We start from the raw sequence: 21192 nt of genomic DNA on the forward strand, positions 1-21192 counted from the left end.
TCTCAGAATTTCGATGTGTTAGGGTATAACGCGTTCACTATTTCGTTACAGGCAAAATCCTATACGGTCCAACACAAAAACTAGACATCGAGCCGATACGGCTATTTATATCCAAGGAATGCACATTGCATGGCAATTAAAATCGAAGTAAAGAATCTTTATAAGGTATTTGGTGAAAATCCGGATCGCGCTTTCAAGATGATTGACGCAGGTAAGGGTAAAGAAGAAATTTTTGAGAAAACCGGTCTTTCACTTGGCGTTAAGAATGCCAGTCTGGCCATTGAAGAAGGCGAGATTTTCGTCATCATGGGGTTATCCGGTTCAGGTAAATCCACCATGGTACGCCTTCTCAATCGTCTGATAGAGCCCACCCGCGGCGAAGTCCTGATCGACGGCGAAGATATCGCCAAAATCTCAGAAGCAAAATTACGCCAGGTACGTCGCAGTAAAATCAGTATGGTGTTTCAGTCCTTTGCGCTGATGCCACACCTGACCGTGTTGAATAACACCGCGTTTGGTATGGAACTGGCCGGCGTGCCGGTGGAAGAGCGCAACGCCAAAGCGATTGACGCATTGCGTCAGGTCGGGCTGGAAAACTATGCCAATTCTTATCCGGATGAATTGTCAGGCGGGATGCGTCAGCGTGTCGGTTTAGCCCGGGCGATGGCCAACAACCCTGACATTTTGCTGATGGATGAAGCCTTCTCCGCACTCGATCCGTTAATTCGTACTGAAATGCAGGATGAGCTGGTGAAGCTTCAGGCTCAGCATCAGCGCACCATCGTGTTCATTTCTCATGATCTGGACGAAGCCATGCGTATCGGTGACCGTATCGCTATTATGCAGGGCGGCGAAGTGGTGCAGGTCGGCACGCCGGAAGACATTCTTAATAATCCGGCCAATGACTACGTTCGCACGTTCTTCCGTGGTGTCGATATCAGTCAGGTCTTCAGCGCCAAAGACATTGCCCGCCGTCGTGGCGCGCTTATTCGTAAAACCCCCGGTTTTGGTCCGCGTGCCGCGCTCAAGCTGCTCGAAGATGAAGACCGCGAATATGGTTATGTGCTTGAACGTGGTCAGAAATTTATCGGCGTGGTGTCGATTGAATCCCTGAAAACTGCGTTGAAAGCCAATCAGTCGCTGGAAAGTGCCCTGCTGGAATCGCCGGCAGCCGTACAGGCGGATATGCCGCTCAGTGAACTGATCTCTCACGTTGCCGCTGCGCCTTGCGCCGTGCCGGTTATCAATGAGGACAATAACTATATCGGCATTATTTCCAAAGCCATGCTACTTCAGGCTCTGGACAAAGAAGGGGGTAACGAATGAGCACTTCAATCCTAAATAACACCATTACACAACACGCTCAGGCCGCTCAGGCACAGGCTCTTGATCCTTCCGTGGATCCGTGGAGTGCTGATAACGCCAGTGGCGGTGTCGCACCGCACGCTGACGCCGCAACCTCTGCCGCACCGGCCGATACGGGCAGCAGTGATCCGTGGGGCGGCGGCAGCGATGCCGCGACCAGCACCCCGGATGCGACTCACCACGCCGCGGCCCAGACCAACGACTGGCTCAGCATCGCGCCGGAACATCATCAGCATTTTAATGTTCTCGATCCGTTCCACAGTACGCTGATCCCGCTCGACCGCTGGGTCACTGAGGGAATCGACTGGCTGGTAGGTAACTTCCGTCCGGTATTCCAAGGGATCCGTGTTCCGGTCGATTTCGTCCTGAGTGGTTTCCAGCACGGTCTGGAATCCCTCCCCGCGCCGATTGCGATCCTGGTCTTCGCCTTGCTTGCCTGGCAAATGGCCGGTTTCGGCATGGGTGCCGCCACGCTGGTTTCGCTGGTGCTTATTGGCGCAATCGGTGCCTGGTCACAGGCCATGGTGACACTGGCGCTGGTTCTGACGTCACTGTTTTTCTGTATTTTGATAGGGTTACCCCTCGGCATCTGGCTGGCACGCAGTCAGAAGGCGGCCAAAATTATACGGCCGTTGCTTGATGCCATGCAGACCACACCGGCGTTCGTGTATCTGGTGCCGATCGTTATGCTGTTTGGTATCGGGAACGTGCCAGGCGTCGTGGTGACAATCATCTTCGCCCTGCCACCGGTGGTGCGTCTGACCATTCTGGGTATTAATCAGGTTCCGGAAGATCTGATTGAAGCAGCCAAATCCTTTGGTTCAAGCCCGCGGCAGATGCTGTTTAAAGTTCAGCTACCGCTGGCTATGCCGACCATTATGGCCGGGATTAACCAGACGCTGATGCTGGCGCTGTCGATGGTGGTTATCGCCTCCATGATCGCCGTAGGCGGGCTTGGCCAGATGGTACTGCGTGGTATCGGACGTCTGGATATGGGTCTGGCATCAGTGGGTGGCGCGGGTATCGTTATTCTCGCCATTATTCTCGACCGTCTTACCCAGTCGATGGGTCGCGACAGCCGCAGCAAAGGCGGTCACCGCTGGTTCACCCGTGGCCCTGTCGGTCTGGTGATGAAGCCTTTCACCAGGAAAGCCTGATTCACATCCTGCATTTTTCCCGGCGGTCCGCTGCCGGGAACACTCAACAGCTAAAACAACGCAGTCCACTCTTAGGTATTCATAAACAATCCTCAAAAACATTCGGGCAGCCAACGCAGAGGCAACCTGAATGATAAAGAGGAAAAGAAATAAGGGTTCACCATGCGCACAACGCCTATTTGGGCACTAGCCCTGAGCACACTCGTCACATCCTCAACAACGTTCGCTGCCGATTTACCGGGTAAAGGCGTGGTCGTCAAACCGTTGCAAAGCACCATTGCAGAAGAAACTTTCCAGACCGAACTGGTTAACCGCGCGCTGGAAAAACTGGGCTACGACGTTCAGCAAACCGGCGAAGTGGATTACAACGTCGCGTATACCGCCATCGCCAGCGGCGATTCCACCTACATGGCGGTGAACTGGGAGCCGCTGCAAAAAGACATGTATAACGCAGCCGGTGGCGACCAGAAGTTCTACCGTCAGGGCACTTATATCAGCGGCGCAGCACAAGGCTATCTGATCGACAAAAAAACCGCCGACAAGTACCACATCCACGATTTGTCGCAGTTGAAAGACCCGAAAATCGCCAGACTGTTTGACGAAGACGGTGACGGCAAAGCTGATATGGCGGGCTGTAATCCGGGCTGGGTCTGCGGCCAGGTAATCAATACCCAAATCAAAGCTTACGGACTGAGCAATACCGTGACGCAAAACGAGGGCAACTATTCGGCCATTATTGCCGACACCCTTACCCGGTTTAAATCCGGTAAGCCGGTTCTGTACTTCACCTGGACGCCTTACTGGGTCAGCAACGAGATGAAACCGGGCAAAGACGTGGTCTGGCTGACCGTGCCGTTCTCGGCAAATCCGGGTTCGCAGAAAGATCTCGATACCACGCTGCCGAACGGTAAGAACTACGGCTTCCCGGTCAACAACGAACACATCGTGGCGAACAAAGCCTGGGCTGAGAAAAACCCGGCAGCAGCGAAACTGTTCGCCATCATGAAATTGCCGCTGGCCGACGTTAATGCACAGAACCTGCGGATGCATGAAGGGGAATCGTCTTCAGATGATATCCGGCAGCACGTTGATGGCTGGATCAAAGCGCATCAGGCGACCTTCGATGGCTGGATCAAAGAAGCTGCCGCCGCAGCAAAATAACACATGATAAAAACTGAGGTAATGATGAAAAAGACAGGACTCTGGGCCGTTGCCGCCCTCACCACATTTGCAACAGCAACCCCATTCGCTGCCGAACTGCCGGGTAAAGGTGTCACCGTGACGCCAATTCAGAGCACCATCAGCGAAGAGACATTTCAGACTGAGCTGGTGAATAAAGCGCTGGAAAAACTGGGCTACGATGTACAGCCAATCCGCGAAGTCGATTATAACGTCGGCTACACCACCATTGCGGCCGGAGATGCGACATTCACCGCCGTCAACTGGTCACCGCTGCACGATGAAATGTACAAAGCCGCCGGGGGCGATAAGGTATTTTACCGCGAAGGGACTTATGTGACCGGCGCGGCGCAGGGCTGGTTAATCGATAAGAAAACTGCTGAGAAATATCACATCACCAATATTGAGCAGTTGAAAGACCCGAAACTGGCTAAGTTGTTTGATACCAACGGCGACGGTAAAGCCGATCTGACCGGTTGTACACCGGGCTGGGGTTGTGAAGCGGCACTGAATGAACAGCTGAAAGCCTACGGCCTGGAAGATACCGTGACCCACAATCAGGGTAACTATTCTGCAATGATCGCCGACACCATCACGCGTTACAAAGAAGGTAAACCGATCTTCTATTACACCTGGACGCCATACTGGGTCAGCAATGTGCTGGTTCCTGGCAAAGACGTGTTGTGGATGCAGGTACCGTTCTCTGTCGTACCGGGTGATAAAAATGCCGATACCACACTGCCAAACGGTAAGAACTATGGTTTCCCGGTGAGCACCATGCACATCGTGGCGAACAAAGCCTGGGCTGAGAAAAACCCGGCGGCGGCGAAACTGTTTGCCATCATGAAACTGCCGCTGAAAGACATCAATGCGCAGAATGCTGCCATGCATGCCGGTAAAAATTCAGAAGCCGATATCGACGCACAAACCGACGGCTGGATCAAAGCCCACCAGGAACAGTTCGACGGCTGGGTAAAAGAAGCGGCTGCTGCAGCGAAATAACGCTACATCAGATTCAGTCAGTCCAGCGGGCGGGGAGAAATCTCCGCCCGTTTTTTGTGAAGAAAATGTCCATTACAAAACCAAATAGTTGCCATGAAAACTATTCATTGGTTTAATATTTCAACCAAAACGATAATTACCTTTCGCTTTCCTCTGCTCCTTCAATAAGATACGTTTATTCATATTATGAAAAAAACTACCGCACATTCTCCACTCAGCCCGGCGCTGATTATTCTAATGGCAGTGGCCACCGGGCTTGCCGTCGCCAGTAACTATTATCCACAACCGCTGCTGGAAACCATCGCCCGGGCGTTCAGCCTGTCGGTGAATCAGGCCGGATTTATCGTCACGGTGGCGCAGCTCGGTTACGCCTGTGGCCTGATGTTTATCGTGCCGCTCGGCGATATGTTTGAACGCCGCAGTCTGATTGTGCTGATGACGTTACTTTCTGCCGCAGGTCTTCTGATTACTGCGATGGCGCCCACGCTGACCATCATGCTGATCGGGACGGCGCTCACCGGATTGTTCTCGGTAGTGGCACAAATTCTGGTGCCGCTGGCTGCCACGCTGGCAGAACCGGAGCGTCGCGGTAAAGTCGTCGGACTGATTATGTCTGGCCTGTTACTGGGGATCCTGCTGGCACGTACCGTCGCGGGTGCGCTGGCATCACTGGGAGGCTGGCGGACGGTGTACTGGGTCGCCAGTGCGTTGATGGTCGTGATGGCGCTGGTGTTGTGGCGTAAATTGCCAAAGCACCAGCAGAAAACCGATCTCAATTACCCGCAGTTACTGAAATCTATTTTCACACTCTTCATCCGTACGCCAGTTTTACGCACCCGTGCGCTGATAGGCATGTTCTGTTTCGCCAACTTCAGCATTCTCTGGACCTCGATGGCATTCCTGCTCGCGGGCCCGGCGTATCACTATTCCGAAGGGGTTATCGGCCTGTTTGGTCTGGTGGGTGCGGCGGGTGCGCTGGCAGCCACCCGCGCAGGGAATCTGGCGGATAAAGGCAAAGCCCATCTGACCACCACGGCGGGTCTGATCCTGCTGTTGCTATCCTGGGCAGCGATTGCATATGGGCAATATTCGGTGATCTCACTGATTATCGGTATCATCGTTTTGGACCTTTCGGTTCAGGGCGTCCACATCACCAATCAAAGCGTTATCTATAAAACGATGCCGGAAGCGCGTAACCGCCTGACAGCGGGTTACATGACGACATACTTTATCGGGGGTGCGGTGGGGTCACTGGTGTCTGCTTCGGCTTATCAGGCGGCGGGTTGGTACGGGGTCTCAGCAGCGGGTACTGTCATGTGCGTGCTGAATTTACTGGTCTGGTGGAAAGGACATCAATACACCCTGGCCTGATAACGTACGAAACTACATCAGGAGGGAACCATCACTCCTCCTGATTAGCTTGCGAATAGTCATTAAAGAAATTTATTTGAACCAAAGGGTGTCAACAATACTTACAGTCTGGTAATGTTTACGCCATGAATTATTTGCCGGCAACCATCCGGTTTCACAATGTTTTAAACACCCATGCAAACCAATCCAGATCTCGAAGCACCCGACCCCGTTCGTGTTTCCACTTTCGCACAAGGTATTACCGATAGCCTCCCTATCGTGATGGGTTATCTGCCCATCGCTTTTGCATTCGGTCTCAGCGCCGTCAAACTGGGTTTCACCCCTTCTGAAAGTCTGCTGTTTTCCATTCTTATCTACGCTGGCGCCAGCCAGTTTGTGATCACCGCGTTGCTCAGTGCAGGCATGTCGTTATGGGTTTCCGCCCTGACAGTGATGGCGATGGATGTGCGGCATGTGCTGTATGGTCCTTCACTGCGCAATCGTATTGTGGGAAAACTCTCTGGCAAAAAAACCGCGCTTTGGGCATTCGGCCTGACGGACGAAGTCTTTGCTGCCGCAACGGCCAAACTGATCCGCAATAAACGTAGCTGGAGCGAAAACTGGATGTGCGGCATTGCGCTGTCATCATGGCTTTCATGGGTTTTTGGCACCGCAGTGGGTGCGCTGTTTGGTAATGGTCCGCTGGAAGATTTCCCCGCCATCGAAGCCGCACTCGGATTTATGTTACCGGCGCTGTTCCTGAGTTTCCTGCTCGCGGCCTTTAAGCGCCAGCAGAGTGGAGTGTTTGTCGCCTCACTGACCGGTGCGCTGGGCGGGTTGCTGTTCTGGTCGATTCCCGCCGCCATCGCCTGCGGCCTGGGTGCGGGGTGCCTCGCCGCCTTGCTGCAACGCCCCGTTCCCCCTTCTGCCACGGAGATCACCTCAGATGAGCACTGATGTCATTTTGGTTTGTCTGCTCGTCGGCACCGTCAATTACCTGTTCCGGTATCTGCCTCTGCGCCTGGGTTCGCGGCAGAAGTCAGCACTGAAAAGTGGCCCGTTATCCCGCGTACTCGACAGCATTGGTATCGCATCAATTTGTGCGCTGCTGGTGGTTTCAGGCACCCCAGAAATTCTGCGCGATCAGCAAAAGCTGCTGCCGTCACTGGCCGGTTTTGCTCTGCTGGCACTGATTTTCTGGCGTACCAAAAGCATTGTTATTGCCACCCTGACCGGCGCCGTGGCGTACGGTCTGGTGTTCAAGCTGATGCTGATGGCAGGCTGAAGACCATTTTTATCAGGGGGATAATCAACGGGCGAAGTCCGCCTGTTACAGTCAATATCGAATAATTCACCGGAGTTATGAATAACACTAATTGCTAAAGAATTGGTGATTCATAACATTGATATTATTAATTACCGTCGTTACTATGTCATTCGTAACTAATGAGGCTTCTCATATGGACAGTTCGTTCACGCCAATTGAAAACATGTTAAATTTCCGGGCTAAAAAGCAAAAAGATTTCCCCTATCAGGAAATTTTGCTGACCCGCCTGTGTATGCACATGCAAAGTAAATTGCTTGAAAACCGTAATAAGATGCTGAAAGCGCAAGGCATTAATGAAACGCTGTTTATGGCGTTGCTCACCCTTGATGCACAGGAAAGTCACAGTATTCAGCCTTCGGAGCTCAGCTCTGCGCTGGGTTCATCACGCACCAACGCCACCCGGATTGCGGATGAGCTGGAAAAGCGCGGATGGATCGAACGCCGTGAAAGCGATAACGACCGCCGGTGTCTGCATTTGCACCTGACAGCTGACGGTGAAGCCTTTATTCAAAAGTTACTGCCGCCTCAACATAAGAGCCTGCATTTTCTCTGGTCGACATTAGACGCAGATGAACAGAAGCAGTTAGAAACCCTGACGCGCAAACTGTTAACTCGCCTTGATCAGATGGATGCGACAGCACTACAACAATTCTAGATTTCTGTTCAGGTAAACTACACATGTCACTCCAAGTTCGCTGGAGGCTTACACCGCTGTTTGCCGTTTTTATTTTGGCCGGCTGCGCTTCCGGTAATAATATTGCTCCTCAGTCGTCGCTGCTCGATACGCAACAGCTTCATCTGCAGCAGGCAAAAGTCAGTTCCCTGACCATCGGTCCCCAGTGGTGGCGCAGTCTTAATGATCCGCAACTCGATAATCTGATGACCACGACGTTGCAGAACTCGCCATCATTACGTCAGGCAGCCGCACGGGTGCGCGAAGCGCAAAGTGTGATGGGCGAAGCCGATGCCGCCAATGGCCCTTATCTGGATTTGAACGGTTCAACGCGTCGTGAACGTGTCGCAAAAAACACGATCCCGCCGTTTCTGACCAGCTATCCCGAAGCGCCAATTTACGACAGCAGCAACAGCCTCGGGCTGAATCTGAGCTATGAGTTTGACTGGTGGGGTAAATACCGCAATCAGGTGAATGCCGCGAAAGCACAGGTGGATTCTGCCCGTGCAGAACAGGCTGAAGCCGCCCTGACGCTGACCAGTTCGGTGGCGTCAGCTTATTATCAGTTGCAGGCAAACCTTGCCTTGCAGGATATTCTGCAACACGAAGTGGATAATAATCAGCACCTTGCCGATTTGCGCAAAGCGCAATATCAGGCAGGCGTCTACGGCGTTGAAATTCCGCAACAAACTCAGGCTCAGGCCGACAGCGCCAAACAGCAGATCATCAATCTGAAATCGCAAACTGAACAGCTGAGACATCAGCTTTCTGCGCTGGCCGGACGTGGTCCGGACGCGATGGACGGTTTGCATGCCGTTGCGTTGCCATCACCCGACACGCTGGCACCCAAAGGTGAACTGACCCTGGATTTACTCGGCAAACGCCCTGACATCGCCGCACAGCGTGATCTGGTGGAGTCCTATTCCCAGAGCGTCAGTGCCGCGAAAAAAGAGTTTTATCCAAGCCTTTCTATCAGTGCCTTCGGGGGTCTGACGACCACCAACTTCGGCGGCACCAGCCCGAATCTTTTTGAAGCAGCCAGCAAAGCCTGGAATATCACACCGGCGATTTCGCTGCCGATTTTCCACGCCGGTGCGTTGCGCTCCAAATTGGGCGAAGAGTCCGCGTTATATGACCAGTCCGTTGAGTCGTATAACCAGACCATCCTGAACGCCATCCAGCAAACTGCGGATGCCATTACTGTCTCGAAAAGCAGCGTTGAACAATTGCAGCAGGCTTCTTCTGCCGCTAAATCGCTGGAAGAGGTGTATCGCGTTTCAGATGCAAGGTACAACGCTGGCGTCATCGGACGGGATGAGCTGTTAACCAGCCAGTCAGCACTCCTGCAACAACAGCAGGCACAACTTACCGCCAGCAGTCAGTTGATGCAGGCAAAAATCAGTCTCGTCCGTGCGCTTGGGGGAGGTTATCAGGCCCCGGCAGCGGATCCAAAATCATAATAAAAGACTCAGTGTGGAGAAGACCATGAGCGCAAATGCCGATACTCAGGCAACGCCGCAAGCTCCGAAAAATAAGAAGAAAACGCGCAAAGTCGCGATGCTCTTGTTAACCGGGATTTTCATTATTATTGCCATCGCCTACCTGTTTTACTGGCTGCTGGTATTGCGTCATTTCCAGTCTACCGACGATGCTTATGTGGCCGGTAACCAGGTGCAGATTATGGCGCAGGTGTCGGGCAGCGTAACCGACGTCAATTTCGACAGCACCGACTTTGTAAAAAAAGGTGACGTGCTGGTGACCATCGATCCTACCGATGCTGAGCAGGCGTTCGAACGCGCTAAAACGGCGCTGGCGAACAGCGTGCGGCAGACGCATCAGCTGATCATCAACGGTAAGCAATACCAGGCCAATATCGCGCTGCGTCAGACGCAACTGCAACAGGCGCAGACAGATCTTAAGCGCCGCATTGTGCTGGGAAATGTCGATGCGATTGGCCGTGAAGAACTGCAACACGCACGTGATGCCGTCGATACCGCAAAAGCGCAATACGATGTCGCTGTTCAGCAATACAACGCCAATCAGGCGATGATTCTGGATACCCCGGTCGATAAGCAGCCACAAGTTCTGCAGGCCGCCGCTCAGGTCCGTGACGCATGGCTTGCCCTGCAACGTACTAAAGTGCGCAGCCCTGTTGACGGTTTCGTCTCGCGCCGTGCTGTTCAAATCGGCCAGCAGATCAGCCCGACAATGTCCCTGATGGCTGTGGTGCCCGCGCATCACATCTGGGTCGATGCCAACTTTAAAGAAACCCAGCTGGCGAACATGCGTATTGGTCAGGTGGCCACCGTGGTCAGCGATATGTACGGCGATGACGTGAAATATCACGGTAAAGTGGTCGGCATGGACATGGGCACCGGCGGTGCGTTCTCGCTGTTACCGGCGCAGAATGCCACCGGCAACTGGATCAAAGTGGTTCAGCGTCTGCCGGTACGTATCGAACTCAACGATCAGGAAGTGGCTGAACACCCGCTGCGTATCGGGTTATCCACGCTGGTGACGGTTGATACTCAGAACCGTGATGGCCTGGTGCTGGCCAATAAAGTGCGTAGTGAACCGCTGTACCAGACTTCAGCGCTGACGCTGGATCTGACACCGGTTAATGCCATCATTGCTGACGTTATTCATGCTAATGCAGGCTAAAACATCCGGAGGCCTCTGTGGCAAATAAACCGCTGGTAGGCGCCCCGCTGGCCTGGATGACGGTGGCTTTGTCTATGGCCACCTTTATGCAGGTGCTGGACTCTACCATCGCCAACGTGGCGATCCCGACCATTGCCGGGAATCTGGGTGCCTCGAACTCACAGGGTACCTGGGTTATCACCTCGTTCGGGGTGGCAAATGCCATCTCGATCCCGATCACCGGCTGGCTGGCAAAACGCATCGGTGAGGTCAAACTGTTCCTGTGGTCCACCGTGCTGTTTGCCCTCGCCTCCTGGTTGTGCGGGATGTCCAACAGCCTGGAAATGCTGATTTTCTTCCGTGTGGTACAGGGCGTGGTAGCAGGTCCGCTGATCCCGCTTTCACAGAGTCTGTTACTGAATAACTATCCGCCGGCCAAGCGAAGTACCGCACTCGCGCTCTGGTCGATGACGGTGATTGTCGCCCCGATTTGCGGGCCGATCCTCGGCGGGTATATCAGTGACAACTACCACTGGGGCTGGATCTTCTTCATCAACGTGCCGATCGGTCTGGCCGTGGTGTTCCTGACGCTCAGAACGCTGAAGGGGCGCGAGACCGCCACGCAGATCCGTCCGATCGACAGTGTGGGGTTAGTACTGCTGGTGCTGGGTATCGGGGCTTTACAGGTGATGCTCGACCGGGGTAAAGAACTCGACTGGTTTAACTCGACGGAAATTATCGTGCTGGCGGTCGTGGCCGTGGTCGCGCTGTGCTTCCTTGTCGTCTGGGAGCTGACCGATGACCATCCGATCGTTGATTTGTCCCTGTTTAAATCACGAAACTTCACCATCGGTGTGTTGTGTATCAGTCTGGCTTATATGCTCTACTTCGGTGCCATTGTATTGCTGCCGCAGCTATTGCAGGAGGTCTACGGATATACCGCCACCTGGGCCGGTCTGGCGTCCGCGCCGGTCGGTATTTTGCCAGTACTGATGTCGCCGATCATCGGGCGTTTTGCGCACCGTCTGGACATGCGAAAGCTGGTGACTTTCAGCTTTATCATGTATGCCTATTGCTTCTTCTGGCGCGCCTATACGTTCGAACCGGGGATGGATTTTGGCGCATCCGCCTGGCCGCAGTTTATTCAGGGCTTCGCGGTGGGTTGCTTCTTTATGCCGCTGACCACCATTATTCTGTCGGGATTACCGCCGGAACGTATGGCGGCGGCATCGAGTCTGTCAAACTTTATCCGTACGCTGGCGGGGTCGATTGGTACTTCAATCACCACCACCTTGTGGTCGAACCGTGAATCGCTGCATCACGCGCAGTTAACGGAAAATATCACACCGTTTAATCCGACAGCGACGCAGACCTACCAGCAGCTCGAAGGCCTCGGCATGAGCCAACAGCAAGCTTCAGGATGGATAGCACGGGAGATCACGAATCAGGGATTAATCATCTCTGCCAATGAGATTTTCTGGTTATCCGGTGGCGCATTCCTGGTGTTGCTGATTTTAATCTGGTTCGCCCGTCCGCCGTTCACCAGTGGCGGGGGCGCGGGTGGCGCGCACTGATTCAGATAAACCCTGAGTATCAGAAAATAAAACGGACGCCTTAAGCGTCCGTTTTTTTATGGCTAAAACCAGGTTATTACGCCTGGTTCTGGCGCCACCATTCTGCCAGTAAAATACCGGATGCGACGGAAACGTTGAGGCTTTCCACTTTACCCGTACCACCGATAGAGACACTCAGGTCGCCCTGCTGCCATGCACTGTCAGACAAACCATCACTTTCTTCACCCAATACCAGCACCATTTTGGCCGGTAATTGTGCTTTGCCCAACGCCGTACCTTTATGGCTGGAGGTGGTGACGATGGTGTATCCCGCTTTACGGAAGGTTTCCAGAACATCAAGGAAGTTATCCGCGTTAATGGCTTTAACGTGTTCCGCGCCGCCTTCTGCCGTACGCACTGCCGCACCGGATTCCAGTTGTGCCGGATCCTGAACCATCATCCCGTTGATACCAAAATGCGCACAAGAACGCATGATACCGCCGAGGTTGTGCGGGTTGCCGACGTTTTCCAGCGCCAGTACACAGTCTTTTGCCGGCGCAGTTTGCAGATAAGTTTCCGCATCCAGACCCTGACGTTTTTTAATCAGGAAACATACGCCGCCGTGGTGTTCGGTGCCGGAGGCTTTCGCCAGTTCGTCATCTTCAACCACATGATAGGCTTTGCGGTTAGCTGCCATCCAGCGCAGCGCTTCACGAAAACGCGGAGTGACGGATTGCACAAACCACGCCCGCACAATCGCGTCCGGACGGCTGGCAAACAGGGCCTGACAGGCGTTTTCGCCATACACGCGGGTCTCTTCCTGACGCTGACGACGCAGCTGCTCAGGATCGATAAAACTTTTACCGCTGATACCGCCGTGATCCGGTACGGCATCATCTGCCGGTGGACGTGAGACCGTTTTCCACGGCGAAGAGTACGGGCCGTCGTCGTCACGGGCCGGACGACGCGGGCGATCGTCCCCACCACGGCGCGGTGCCGGGCCGCGGGAATCACCACGGGAATCGCTGCTGCGACGCTCATTGCGGCGGGCATCGTCTGGACGGGAACCCTGGCGAGGTTTATCGCCCGGACGTCCTTTATTGTTGGAAGGACGTTTATCGTTATTGCGGTTATCGCCGTCGTCGTCACTACGGACGTACATCACTTTGACTTTGCCGTTCTTGCCACTGAATGAATCGTTCATTTTTCTCTCCACCTACGCGCAGGGCGCGAAGATTACCTGATGTCTGTGAGCTTAGCCACAGGCTTTGGACCAAAAGCTAAAAACTATCGTAATCATTGAATAAACCACGTTGTTTACATGACGTAGCAACCTCATACTTACAACATACAAGTAACATATCAGCCGTGTTGTTTACCGCTTTTAAGGATAAAACCGGGGTTGTGGTTGATACCATTCTCACGTTAAGCAATGTAGAGGCTATTTTATGAATACGGTTTGTTCATCTTGTCAGGCCACCAACCGCCTGCCTGAGGATCGTATCGACGACGGCGCAAAATGTGGCCGATGCGGCCATGCACTTTTTGAAGGCGATGTCATACACGCGACTGCCGCCACGCTGGACAAATACCTGCAGGATGATCTGCCGGTTGTCGTCGATTTCTGGGCACCATGGTGTGGCCCTTGTGTTAATTTTGCGCCGATTTTTGAAGATGTGGCGCAGGAGCGCGCCGGTAAAATCCGCTTCATCAAAGTGAATACCGAGGCAGAACCTGAACTGAGCGCGCGATTCCGCATCCGCAGTATTCCGACCATTATGGTGTTTAATGAAGGCAAAATGGTCGATATGTTGAGCGGGGCGATGCCTAAAGCGCCGTTCAATAACTGGCTTAATGAATCATTGTAACGCATAAGCGGTTATAAAGCCCTTGAAGGCCCGTCACTGTGCGGGCCTTTTTCTGTTTATAACAGATGTCCCTTGCCTGCCAGCATCGGGGGATTAGAATAACCGTTTTTCAAAAACCGGAATGCCTATGTCAGACAACGCCGTCCTTCGCCTGCGTGAGCAGCGTCTAGCCCGCTCCACCCGCCCTTTTCTTGCACGCGGTTCACGGGCGATACGCTGTCAGCACTGTCTGTTGCCCAAACGCAACTGCATCTGTGCTACGCGCGAAATTCATCAGGCTGCCAGCCGTTTTTGTCTGGTGATGTTTGACACGGAGCCGATGAAACCGAGCAATACGGGTCGCTTAATCGCGGATGTACTGCCCGATACGCAGGCGTTTTTGTGGTCACGCACGCAAACTGATCCGGCTCTGCTGGAAGCCATTGCCGATCCGCAGCGGCAGGCTTATGTGGTTTTTCCGGCCTCTTTCGCCGCACCGCCACGTCAGGTGTTTACCGACGTTCCGGCAGGCAGCAAACCGCCTTTGTTCATTATGCTCGACGGTACCTGGAACGAAGCGCGTAAGATGTTCCGCAAAAGTCCTTATCTGGATAATCTTCCCGTTTTCTCTCTCGATGTGAGTGCCAGCTCTGGCTATATCCTGCGTGAAGCCTCACGTCCGGAATTGCATTGCACCGTAGAGGTCGCCGCCGCATTGTTGGAAAAAGCCGGGGATCTCAATGCCTCAGCGGGCCTCTCGCGCCACTTTACCCATTTCCGCACCCAGTATCTGGCCGGAAAACCCCATCATCCGGTGCATCAGCTCACAGCAAAGAACGAAGAAAGCCTCTAGAATCAGTTAAGGATAATTGTTCGGAGTACTCATGAGTCAGCGCGGACTGGAAGCACTACTACGACCTGAATCTATTGCGGTCATCGGCGCCAGCAATAAAGCGGGACGGGCCGGATATCTGATGATGCGCAATCTGCTCGACAGCGGATTCAACGGCCCGGTCTTACCGGTCACTCCGGCTTATCGCGCGGTGTGTGGTGTGCTGACCTGGCAGGACGTCGCCAGCTTGCCGATGTCACCGGATCTCGCCATTCTTTGCACACACGCAGACCGCAATCTTACGTTACTTGAACAACTCGGCGAACGTGGCTGTAAAACCGTCATTGTGCTTTCCTCACAGCCACAACAATTCGCTGAACTTAAAACCTGCGCCCAGCGCTTTTCGATGCGTCTGCTCGGCCCCAACAGCCTTGGTATTCTCGCGCCGTGGCAAAAGCTAAATGCCAGTTTTTCGCCCGTGCCCATTATTCCCGGCAAACTGGCATTTATTTCGCAGTCGGCGGCAGTTGCCAATACCATTCTGGACTGGGCGCAACAGCGTGCCGTGGGCTTTTCCTATTTCGTATCGCTGGGCGACAGCCTGGATATCGATGTCGATGATCTGCTTGATTTCCTCGCCCGTGACAATAAAACCAGCGCCATTCTGCTGTATCTCGAACACATCAGTGATGCACGACGTTTTCTTTCCGCCTCACGCAGCGCCTCACGTAATAAACCGATTCTGGTGATCAAAAGTGGCCGCAGCGGACAGGCGCAGCAATTACTTAATAGCCCGCTAAGCCTTGATGCCGCTTACGACGCGGCGATTCAGCGCGCCGGTTTACTGCGTGTGCAGGATACCCATGAGCTATTTTCCGCTGTTGAAACGCTGAGCCATATGCGGCCGTTACGTGGCGAGCGGTTGCTGATCGTCAGTAACGGTGCCGCGCCCGCTGCGATGGCGTTGGATCAGTTGCTTTCACGCAATGGTAAACTGGCGCAACTGAGTGAGGAAACCTGTCGAACAGTGCGTGCCATTTTGCCTGAGAATATCACTGTTTCGAATCCGCTGGATTTGCACGATGACGCCACACCGCAGTTGTATCAGGCGGTGATGACCGCTCTGCTCGGCAGCACCGATTACGATGCAATACTGGTGATCCACGCACCCAGCGCTGCCGCACATGGCACGGTGACCGCCAGCCACGTCATCGACGCTGTGCATACGCATGCCCGGGGTAAATACATCACACTGCTGACCAACTGGTGCGGTGAGTTTTCCTCGCAGGAAGCCCGTAAGCTGTTCACAGAAGCAGGGATCCCGACTTACCGGACCCCGGAAGGGACAGTGACGGCGTTTATGCATATGGTGGAATACCGCAGGAACCAGAAGCAACTCAAAGAAACGCCGGCACTTCCGGCCGACCTTGGGCAGAACACCGGTCAGGCGCATCAGGTGATCGCCCGCACGCTGGCGGAAGGTACGACACAGCTGGATACGCATGAGGTACGCGCCATTTTGCAGGCATACGGCATGAATGTGCTGCCGACATGGATTGCCAGCGACAGCGCAGAAGCGGTGAACATCGCCAGCCAGGTGGGTTATCCGGTGGCGCTGAAATTGCGCTCCCCGGATATCCCGCATAATTCTGAAGTACAGGGCGTAATGTTGTATCTGCGTACCGCCAGCGAAGTTGCACAGGCTGCCAATGCTATTTTTGACCGTGCCAGACAGGCGTTTCCGCAGGCAAAGATCCTGGGGCTGTTGGTGCAAACCATGGCCAACCGGCCGGGTTCACAGGAACTGCGCGTGGTTGTCGAACAGGATCCGGTATTCGGCCCGCTGATCATGTTGGCAGAAGGCGGTACTGACTGGCGACCGGAAAGACAGGCGGCGATTTCTCTCCCTCCGCTGAACATGACGCTGGCGCGTTATCAGGTGGTTCAGGCACTCAAAAGTGGCAAAATTCGTGGCCGTAATGCCCTGCATCCTTTTGATATTCCGGCGCTGAGCCAGTTACTGGTGAACGTGTCGAACCTGATCATCGACTGCCCGGAGATCGAAAGGCTGGATATTCATCCTCTGCTGATTTCCGGCAGTGAACTCAGCCTGCTTGATGTGTCCATGCAGCTTTGTGTACAGGGAGCAGACACCCGATCGCGACTGGCGATTCGCCCTTATCCGCGTGAACTGGAAGAGCACGTTATACTTAAAGATGGTTCACCGGCGCTGTTCCGCCCCATCCTTCCGGAAGATGAGCCGCTGCTAAAAGCGTTTATCCTGAAGGTCACTAAAGAAGACCTGTACTACCGCTACTTCAGTGAGATTAATGAGTTCACACATGAAGATTTAGCGAACATGACACAGATCGACTATGACCGTGAAATGGCATTCGTCGCCATTCATAGTGTGGATAATGAAAACGAAATTATTGGCGTTACCCGGGCGGTGTCTGATCCTGATAATATTGATGCAGAATTCTCGGTGCTGGTACGGTCGGATCTGAAAGGACTGGGGCTCGGAAGACGGTTGCTTGATAAGATGATTCATTACGCGGCAGAGCACGGCCTGCAACGCCTCACAGGCATTACGATGCCCAATAACCGCGGCATGATCACGCTGGCCAGGAAACTCGGATTCGACGTTGATATTCAGATCCAGGACGGCATTGTGAACCTCTCACTGACACTGGAAAAGGCCCGGATTTCGCAGCAGAAAACCGTGAGCCTGCGCCGCGAACAGGCAAAAGATGCGCACATGAGACAGGACTAATGGTATTATCGACCGATTGTGCGGTCACCACTGTCTGCTTGTGCCGCTAAAGCCATTACATAAAGAGAGAAGAAGCGCACTGTGATGTTGTCAAAATTGAAACGTAATAAACATCAACAACACCTTGCTCAACTGCCCAAACTCCCCCAAACGGTTGATGCTGTAAAAACGCTCTACTGCCCTGCAGATTTCCGTAAGACGCTGCTCGAAGCGATTGCCAACGCCACCCAACGGATTTATCTGGTCGCGCTCTATTTAGAGAATGATGACGGCGGTCGTGATGTGCTTTCGGCGTTGTATGCCGCCAAGCAGCGACGTCCTGACCTGGAGATTTGTGTGCTGGTTGACTGGCACCGCGCTCAGCGTGGCCGCATTGGCGCGGCAGCCTCAAACACTAATGCTGACTGGTATTGTCGCATGGCAAAAGAGCATCCTGAGCTTTCCGTGCCGGTGTATGGCGTTCCGGTTAATACCCGTGAAGCGTTAGGTGTTTTGCATCTGAAGGGCTTTATTATTGACGATCAGGTGATCTACAGCGGTGCAAGCCTCAATGATGTTTACCTGCATCGCCATGAAAAATACCGCTACGATCGCTACCAGTTGCTGACTAACGCTCCGCTGGCCAATACCATGATCGACTTTATGAAGAAATCGATCCTGACTGCGGCTGCCGTACAGCGTCTTGATCGTGAAGATCGTCCTAAAAGCATTGAGATCAAAAACGAAACGCGTCAGTTCCGTCAGAACCTGCGCGCCAGCGGTTATCATTTCAAAGACAGTGCAGGAAATGATGAACTGGCAGTGACGCCTATCGTGGGTCTGGGCAAACAAAATGAACTAAACCGGACCATCCATCATCTGATGTCCAGTGCGGAACATAAGCTGACGCTGTGTACGCCTTATTTCAATATGCCTGCGATGCTGGCGAGAAATATCATTCATCTGCTGCGCCGGGGTAAGCAGGTGGAAATTATCGTGGGTGATAAAACCGCCAACGATTTTTATATCCCGCAGGATCAGCCATTCAAAATCATCGGTGCCTTACCCTATTTGTATGAAATTAACCTGCGTCGCTTCCTGAGCCGCTTACAACGTTTCGTTGACAGCGGGCAGCTGATTGTTCGCCTGTGGAAAGATGGCGATAACAGTTACCATCTTAAGGGAATGTGGGTTGATGATCGCTGGCAGTTGATCACGGGCAATAACCTGAATCCACGCGCATGGCGTCTGGATTTGGAAAATGCCATTCTGATCCATGATCCGCATAAGGAGCTGGCATCCGCGCGACACAAAGAGCTGGAAGAAATACGCCAGCACACGCAGGTTGTTTCGCATTATATGGAACTGGAAAGTATTCCTAATTATCCGGTGAAAGTCCGTAAACTTATCCGCCGTCTGCGCAGGATACGTATCGACAGATTAATCAGCCGGATTCTGTAATTGCCTATACTAAAAGCCTGATCATTCTGATCGGGCTTTTTTATATCAGGAAATCCACTTTATGATACAAAAATTATCGTGGGCCCTCAGGCTTCCCGTCATTATTCTGATATCCGCATGTAGCGGATGTACGCATTACGCAAATGACGCCTGGACTGGCAAAGATAAGGCAGAGCACTTTGTAGGTTCCGCTGTATTAGCAGCAGCGGGGGCAGCATACGGTGATCATCAGGGATGGAATGAAGCACGCAGCCGCTCATTTGGATTACTGTTTTCCGTCGGACTTGGCGCGACCAAAGAAGTTTATGACAGCCGCGCGGGTGGCAGCGGCTGGAGCTGGAAAGATTTTAGCTGGGATATTGCAGGCGCAGCCACTGGTTACAGCGCTTATCATCTGACTCATTATTAAAGTGCATCCGTGCACCCTCTCAGCGCGGACTACAGCTGTATTTCCTTTCCCTTACGATGTAATTTCATCGACACAATAAATGCAACGAAACACATTACGCAGACATACCAGAAAAACACTTCTTCAATATTCCATGATTTAAAGGTCAGCGCGACATATTCTGCCGAACCGCCAAACACAGCATTAGCAACCGCATAAGATAATCCCACACCTAATGCCCTGACTTCAGGTGGAAACATTTCTGCTTTTAATAATCCGCTGATGGATGTGTAAAAACTGACAATCAGCAGTGCCAAAACAATAAGCCCGAAGGCAATATAAGGACTGGTAACGGTTTGTAGAATATACAAAATCGGTAGGGTTAAAACAGTCGCCAGACCGCTAAATATCAGCATAGAACTGCGCCGACCTATTTTATCTGACAGCCCGCCAATAATAGGTTGCAGGCACATGAAGACAAAAAGAGCGATAGTCATTAAGGCGCTCGCTGTTTTGGTTTCCATACCGGCCGTATTCACCAGGTATTTTTGCATATAAGTCGTGAAGGTATAGAAAGTCAGGGAACCTGCCGCAGTAAATCCTAATACCATGAGGAATGCTTTTTTATGCTTCCATAACCCCGAGAGTGTACCGGCATCTTTATGCTCACGGGTTTGTTTATCTGATGTTTCATTCAATGAACGACGCAGAAACAGCGCCACAACAGCAAGTATCGCGCCCAATGCAAAGGGGATGCGCCATGCCCAGGATTTCAGCTCATCATTTGAGAATATCTGCTGCAATATAACCAGTACCAGAAGTGCCAGTAATTGCCCTCCGATAAGGGTCACATATTGGAATGAAGCATAAAAACCGCGACGGCCTTTAATCGCCACTTCACTCATATAAGTGGCGCTGGTTCCATATTCACCACCAACGGAAAGCCCCTGGAACAGGCGGGCGACCAGCAATAATATCGGGGCCCAGCCGCCTATAGTTGCGTAAGTTGGCAAACAGGCAATCACCAGCGAACCACAGCACATCATACAGACTGAGATCATCATAGAGTTTTTACGCCCATGTTTATCGGCAATGTAGCCAAATAACCATCCACCAATCGGACGCATAAAGAATCCGGCGGCAAACACACCTGCAGTTTGTAATAACTGAGTTGTGCTGTTTCCGCTCGGGAAAAATGAAGAAGCGAAGTAGAGCGAACAAAAGGAATAGACATAAAAATCGAACCATTCGACCAGATTTCCCGAAGAAGCCCCCACAATAGCGAAAATACGTTTCTTCTTATCCTGCTGATCGTGATTCCCAGACTGAGATCCCAGAGTATCCATTGTATTAATATCCCCAATAGTTCCTGTTAAAAACGAGATTATGGCTATTTTTTATCGATAGGAAATATTGAGTTAAGCAACGAATCGGCGAGTTGGGGAGATGAATTTGAATATTACCTGGAGTTGCGGTGCCTTTTGTGAAGTGAAGCGCAGTAAAAGGTGATTGTAATCACCACCTGATAGCAATAAAGCCAAAAGCCCCGCACTTTCGTACGGGGCTTTTGGCTTTATTTGATGCCTGGCAGTTCCCTACTCTCGCATGGGGAGACCCCACACTACCATCGGCGCTACGGCGTTTCACTTCTGAGTTCGGCATGGGG

General features: G+C 52.8%; 18 protein-coding genes and 1 rRNA gene. 16 read left to right on the forward strand and 3 right to left on the reverse strand.

Annotation, left to right across the window (positions count from 1 at the left end):
- The first annotated feature begins 129 nt into the window (after window positions 1–129).
- From proV to emrB, 11 genes are all read left to right on the forward strand, one after another.
- Window positions 130–1326 carry a glycine betaine/L-proline ABC transporter ATP-binding protein ProV gene (gene proV, locus ACOZIO_RS20220; RefSeq protein ID WP_129954878.1) on the forward strand — a complete coding sequence of 399 codons (1197 nt, stop codon included), beginning with the start codon at window positions 130–132 and terminating at the stop codon, window positions 1324–1326.
- A complete protein-coding gene (gene proW / locus ACOZIO_RS20225; protein WP_129992020.1) occupies window positions 1323–2522 on the forward strand; it encodes a glycine betaine/L-proline ABC transporter permease ProW in 1200 nt (399 codons plus the stop codon). The genes proV and proW overlap by 4 nt, the downstream gene beginning before the upstream one ends.
- Before the next feature lie 162 nt (window positions 2523–2684).
- Window positions 2685–3683, forward strand: a complete 999-nt coding sequence (gene proX, locus ACOZIO_RS20230; protein WP_129992019.1) for a glycine betaine/L-proline ABC transporter substrate-binding protein ProX — start codon at window positions 2685–2687, stop codon at window positions 3681–3683.
- Between the two features lie 24 nt (window positions 3684–3707).
- Complete coding sequence (gene proX / locus ACOZIO_RS20235; protein ID WP_129955003.1) at window positions 3708–4703, forward strand: glycine betaine/L-proline ABC transporter substrate-binding protein ProX; 996 nt, start codon at window positions 3708–3710, stop codon at window positions 4701–4703.
- A 186-nt stretch (window positions 4704–4889) separates the two neighbouring features.
- On the forward strand, window positions 4890–6074 hold the full coding sequence (locus ACOZIO_RS20240; RefSeq protein WP_129954875.1) for an MFS transporter: 1185 nt from the start codon (window positions 4890–4892) through the stop codon (window positions 6072–6074).
- Between the two features lie 174 nt (window positions 6075–6248).
- Window positions 6249–7010 (forward strand): AzlC family ABC transporter permease, encoded by a 762-nt coding sequence (locus ACOZIO_RS20245; RefSeq protein ID WP_129954874.1) that lies wholly within the window; start codon window positions 6249–6251, stop codon window positions 7008–7010.
- Window positions 7000–7338, forward strand: coding sequence for an L-valine transporter subunit YgaH (gene ygaH, locus ACOZIO_RS20250; protein ID WP_129954873.1), 339 nt, complete (start codon window positions 7000–7002; stop codon window positions 7336–7338). The genes ACOZIO_RS20245 and ygaH overlap by 11 nt, the downstream gene beginning before the upstream one ends.
- A gap of 175 nt (window positions 7339–7513) precedes the next feature.
- A complete protein-coding gene (gene mprA / locus ACOZIO_RS20255) occupies window positions 7514–8035 on the forward strand; it encodes a transcriptional repressor MprA (RefSeq protein WP_101079342.1) in 522 nt (173 codons plus the stop codon).
- A 23-nt stretch (window positions 8036–8058) separates the two neighbouring features.
- A complete protein-coding gene (locus ACOZIO_RS20260; RefSeq protein WP_129954872.1) occupies window positions 8059–9513 on the forward strand; it encodes an efflux transporter outer membrane subunit in 1455 nt (484 codons plus the stop codon).
- 25 nt (window positions 9514–9538) lie between these two features.
- Window positions 9539–10714 carry a multidrug efflux MFS transporter periplasmic adaptor subunit EmrA gene (gene emrA / locus ACOZIO_RS20265; protein WP_421595635.1) on the forward strand — a complete coding sequence of 392 codons (1176 nt, stop codon included), beginning with the start codon at window positions 9539–9541 and terminating at the stop codon, window positions 10712–10714.
- A 17-nt stretch (window positions 10715–10731) separates the two neighbouring features.
- Entirely contained in the window at window positions 10732–12267 is a 1536-nt protein-coding gene (emrB, locus tag ACOZIO_RS20270) for a multidrug efflux MFS transporter permease subunit EmrB (RefSeq protein WP_129954870.1), read from the forward strand.
- Between the two features lie 76 nt (window positions 12268–12343).
- Here the strand turns inward: emrB and ACOZIO_RS20275 are convergent, their stop codons facing one another.
- Window positions 12344–13450 carry a tRNA/rRNA methyltransferase gene (locus ACOZIO_RS20275; protein ID WP_129954869.1) on the reverse strand — a complete coding sequence of 369 codons (1107 nt, stop codon included), beginning with the start codon at window positions 13448–13450 and terminating at the stop codon, window positions 12344–12346.
- A gap of 244 nt (window positions 13451–13694) precedes the next feature.
- On the opposite strand from ACOZIO_RS20275, the gene trxC reads away from it, so the two are divergent.
- The 5 genes from trxC to ACOZIO_RS20300 all read left to right on the forward strand — a co-directional run bounded on the left by trxC (window position 13695) and on the right by ACOZIO_RS20300 (window position 19547).
- Window positions 13695–14114, forward strand: coding sequence for a thioredoxin TrxC (trxC, locus tag ACOZIO_RS20280; RefSeq protein WP_013574074.1), 420 nt, complete (start codon window positions 13695–13697; stop codon window positions 14112–14114).
- A gap of 127 nt (window positions 14115–14241) precedes the next feature.
- Window positions 14242–14946, forward strand: coding sequence for a tRNA-uridine aminocarboxypropyltransferase (locus tag ACOZIO_RS20285; protein ID WP_129954868.1), 705 nt, complete (start codon window positions 14242–14244; stop codon window positions 14944–14946).
- Window positions 14947–14977: 31 nt separating this feature from the next.
- The gene (locus ACOZIO_RS20290; RefSeq protein WP_129992018.1) at window positions 14978–17698 is read left to right on the forward strand and encodes a bifunctional acetate--CoA ligase family protein/GNAT family N-acetyltransferase; all 2721 of its coding nucleotides are present in this window, start codon (window positions 14978–14980) and stop codon (window positions 17696–17698) included.
- Between the two features lie 87 nt (window positions 17699–17785).
- The gene (gene pssA, locus ACOZIO_RS20295) at window positions 17786–19138 is read left to right on the forward strand and encodes a CDP-diacylglycerol--serine O-phosphatidyltransferase (RefSeq protein ID WP_370278362.1); all 1353 of its coding nucleotides are present in this window, start codon (window positions 17786–17788) and stop codon (window positions 19136–19138) included.
- Window positions 19139–19199: 61 nt separating this feature from the next.
- Complete coding sequence (locus ACOZIO_RS20300; RefSeq protein WP_129954865.1) at window positions 19200–19547, forward strand: YfiM family lipoprotein; 348 nt, start codon at window positions 19200–19202, stop codon at window positions 19545–19547.
- A gap of 29 nt (window positions 19548–19576) precedes the next feature.
- On the opposite strand, the gene ACOZIO_RS20305 is transcribed toward ACOZIO_RS20300, so the two are convergent.
- Window positions 19577–20872: an MFS family transporter gene (locus ACOZIO_RS20305; protein ID WP_129992017.1), complete on the reverse strand. Its 1296-nt coding sequence runs from the start codon at window positions 20870–20872 to the stop codon at window positions 19577–19579.
- A gap of 236 nt (window positions 20873–21108) precedes the next feature.
- Window positions 21109–21192, reverse strand: a 5S ribosomal RNA gene (gene rrf, locus ACOZIO_RS20310); the annotation flags it as partial.

Origin of the sequence: Rahnella sp. PD4 (genome assembly GCF_049199325.1) — a bacterium.
GTDB classification, from domain to species: Bacteria; Pseudomonadota; Gammaproteobacteria; order Enterobacterales; family Enterobacteriaceae; genus Rahnella; species Rahnella perminowiae.